This is a genomic window from Portibacter marinus, assembly GCF_021533195.1.
Lineage (GTDB): Bacteria > Bacteroidota > Bacteroidia > Chitinophagales > Saprospiraceae > Portibacter > Portibacter marinus.
The window spans coordinates 1-3,507 of record NZ_JAJNKB010000035.1 but is presented as its reverse complement, the minus strand read 5'-3'; the positions used below and the strand labels follow the sequence as shown (position 1 = coordinate 3,507).

Sequence of the window (3,507 nt, the reverse complement as noted above, 5' to 3'; positions counted from 1 at the left end):
GGAGTCAGCTCGTTTCCTTTCCATCCAACCTTTGAAGAGGTCTTTCATCTCAATTACAACATGCTCCATCTATTTCCATTAACCACTTTTGATTAACTTAGTACCCGATGGAACTTCAGGGCACACACCTGCCGCTAACATGCCGCGAAGACTCTATTTCTCGTTCCTCGAAACGGAGCATGCGGCTATGACGTTACTCACAATATTAGTTAAACAATTAAAAATTTTATCATGAAACGGTTAACATTATTTTCAATTATTTTTGGACTATCAATTATCATTTTTAGTTCATGTTACAAAGAAGAAGTTCCAGCTATAGGATTACCAGAAAACTACATCGTGCAATTACACGAAGCAGAACAATTAGCAATAAGTTATATTATGAATAAAGATACTTCCCAATCTCTGAGTTTGAGAGAAAACAAGTGGAAGGGTCAAAGCAAGTCTTTTTTTGGTAATGGAAATGCACCAGCTTTGCATATCTTTACTACAGATCTTGAAGAAAATAATAGTTTTGTAATTATTTCTGGCGATAGGCGAACCACACCTATATTAGCGCATGGAGAATCTATGTTTAATTTTGATGATATACCTTTTTGAGTACAAGATTGGATAAATCAAAATGTAAAATTCATCAATGAGTTAAGAATCAATAATGCTAAACAGCCACAAGGTGTTAGAAAACTTTGGCAAGCTTTAGCCCCTCCTGGAAGCGATTGCTGTGAAGAATGTCCTAATTGGCCTGATTGTCAGGATGCTGGAATAGGATGTGGGGATGAAACTGTTGATTGTAATGATGGTTCAAGTGGAGATCCATGTGGTTCTTCTTCTACAACTCAATATGGCCCTTTACTTGATACTTATTGGGGACAAGGTTGTGTTTATAATCAACTTTGTCCAACAGAGGGCTTAGTGCAAGTTTGGACAAGTTTAGGTTTTGCCTATGAGCCCGAATGTGATGGTAATTTACCATGTGATCATTTTTATACAGGTTGCGTAGCTACTGCAATGGCTCAGATCATAAATTATTTTGAGCATCCTAATAGTTATAATTATTCTTCTCTTCAGCCAAAATATTATTCTTGGGATTTCAATAAGTCAGGTGCGGATGAAGTTGCTCGTCTGATGAGAGATGCAGGAGAATCAGTTAATATGTCTTACGGTTGTGATGGCTCAGGTGCATACACCAGTGGTGTTAATGATGCTTTAGAAGATGACTTTGGTTATGCTTATGGAGGAGATTATTCTTCTACGATTAGCAGCGTTACAATAAAGCAAAACCTTAGGAATTCAAAACCCGTAATATTAACAGGTTGTGATAGCAGATATGGTAGGTGCCATGCATGGGTGTGTGATGGATATGAGACTTACACAGACCAATCTTGTTATTCATATCTTTATTATCACATGAATTGGGGGTGGAATTCTGATTCATGGAACGGATGGTATGGTGTTAGTAGCAGCAGCTGGGATGCACCTAATGGGCATACTTATCAATATAATAATGATGTATTATATAATATAAACCCATAATTGTGAAAAAATTATTATCCATATTAATGATTCTTTTTATAAGTTCATGTATGTGTCCAGCATGTGTTAATGTGAATGAGCCATTAAGAATAATTTATTATAATATCAAAGGAGAGAATTTACTGGAAAATGATAGTCTCATAATAGAAGAAATTTTGTTTTTGGAGAATAAATCTGAAATAGAGTTTTTTGTAAAGGATTTTGTCGTATATAATAAAACTGAGAAAACACATGTTGAAATTTCGAATTTCGATTTACATACTCCTTGTAAATCAGATGAATGTAAAATTTTGGTAAGATTTAAAAACGGAGAAACAGATACAGTAATTTACCAAATTGAAGAATTATCATCAAGATGTTGTACTTCATATTCAGACATTAAATTTTTCTATTATGGCACTGACTATTTGGGAAGGCAAGAAAATACAATAGGTGCATACGAGGTTATAAAGTAAGTATATACTGTGAGTAACAATAGATAAGACAGAATGCCACCCTAACGGAATGGCACTCTGCTTATCATTTTCCGTTAGGCGGAATACGTTTCTCGTTTTGAAAGTTCTGAAAATTGATTCAGAATAGTTGACAAGGACGTGATTAGAGGATTGCGTTTGGGTGCATTGCCAGCGCACGTTAAATTGATAGCGTATTTCTTAAAAGTGAATTTTTACAAATTATGATCACTTTGTTCTCACGATAATCGAATCTTAAATTCATGCAGTTTACTTCGATTTTCAGGTCTTACTGTCTGATTTTTCTCACCACGTAAGATTGAGATTGGAATTCCGAACATGTCAATTAATTTCAGATAATCAACTTACTATTCTTGTCCGTCTGAGTCCGCTAGTTTTAAATGATAAATTCGAGTATTCCAACGGCATTATCTATAATCTAACAAGACTTTCAGCTGGAGGCCAACGCTTAAATTGTACTCCACCTAACACTAGACAAGACGCAATTTCGCTTCGAATAGCATGAAATGCGATGTGCAGAACTAAAAATTCATATTTTTGGAAAAACGATAATTAATGAGGAGCGAAACTTCGCTTGTCATCACCGTTAGCTGTCAGGCAAATTTAATCAACGAACATTGAAGAGATATAGTAAAATAGTTGCTGAACATGAACCTCAAATTACTGGTAGTCCAAACGGTGTCTACGCAGTCGAGTTGGTGGATAATAAATCATTCGTTACTAAAGAAGAAGAGGATATTTTCAAATTGTATGTCTCCAGAAATCATGAGAATATTCAAAGAGTATGTGAGGATAGTTTCGTTAATCTTGATAATCAAAAAATTTCTCAAATAACTTATTATCCAGCTTACAAATCAATCAAAGAAATTGATGTAATCCAATATTCTCCATATTACCTAGGATTTCAACTACTTGTATCGCAGAGATTATTCAGGATTTTAGCAAGCTTCAACCTTCCCAACTTAAATAAATTGAAGTCTAAAATCACAAATTTCAACAGCAATTATTTTTTAATTGGATTTCCTATGATTGAAAATAAAAATATTGACTTCAAAAGATCGATATTTTTTGATTACGGTCGAAATGAGAAGAAGATTTACAAAAATTATCAACAATATTCTGAGTTAAATTTCACCAGAATTCCTCACGAAATCTATCTTACTAAACAATATAATTATGATGTAATTAATATTCAAGGAGAAGGATTATTTTTATCTGAAAACCTTATAGCAGAAATTGAAAAACATAAAATCAGTGGAATTATTGAGAAAAAATCAATCTTACATAATTAAAACTTAAATTGTAGGGCCCGAACAGCTAACACTATGCATGAAGTAATTCCTTCCGTTGGTCGGAACTTCTCATGCAATTGATCGTTAGGCGGAATACGTTTCACGTTTTGAAAGTCCTGAAAATTGATTCAGAATAGTTGATAATGAAAAGATTAGAGGGTTGAATTTGGGTGCTTTGCCAGCGCACTGCACATTGATAGCGTATTTTT

The 3,507-nt window shown here is 34.0% G+C and carries 4 protein-coding genes; all 4 read left to right on the top strand.

All coding sequences use genetic code 11. From position 1 onward, the window contains the following. Positions 1 to 231: 231 nt before the first annotated feature. The 4 genes from L2567_RS20650 to L2567_RS20635 all read left to right on the top strand — a co-directional run bounded on the left by L2567_RS20650 (position 232) and on the right by L2567_RS20635 (position 3,298). Positions 232 to 600, top strand: coding sequence for a Spi family protease inhibitor (locus L2567_RS20650; RefSeq protein ID WP_235299763.1), 369 nt, complete (start codon positions 232 to 234; stop codon positions 598 to 600). A 12-nt stretch (positions 601 to 612) separates the two neighbouring features. After that, entirely contained in the window at positions 613 to 1,533 is a 921-nt protein-coding gene (locus L2567_RS20645; RefSeq protein WP_319942148.1) for a C10 family peptidase, read from the top strand. Positions 1,534 to 1,535: 2 nt separating this feature from the next. Further along, a complete protein-coding gene (locus tag L2567_RS20640) occupies positions 1,536 to 1,988 on the top strand; it encodes a hypothetical protein (protein WP_235299761.1) in 453 nt (150 codons plus the stop codon). A 635-nt stretch (positions 1,989 to 2,623) separates the two neighbouring features. Then, positions 2,624 to 3,298, top strand: a complete 675-nt coding sequence (locus L2567_RS20635; protein ID WP_235299760.1) for a hypothetical protein — start codon at positions 2,624 to 2,626, stop codon at positions 3,296 to 3,298. Positions 3,299 to 3,507 lie beyond the last annotated feature (209 nt).

What these genes read in the sequence shown, in the direction of transcription:
- L2567_RS20650 (WP_235299763.1), top strand. Translation starts at nt 232, where the DNA reads ATGAAACGGTTAACATTATTTTCAATTATTTTTGGACTATCAATTATC.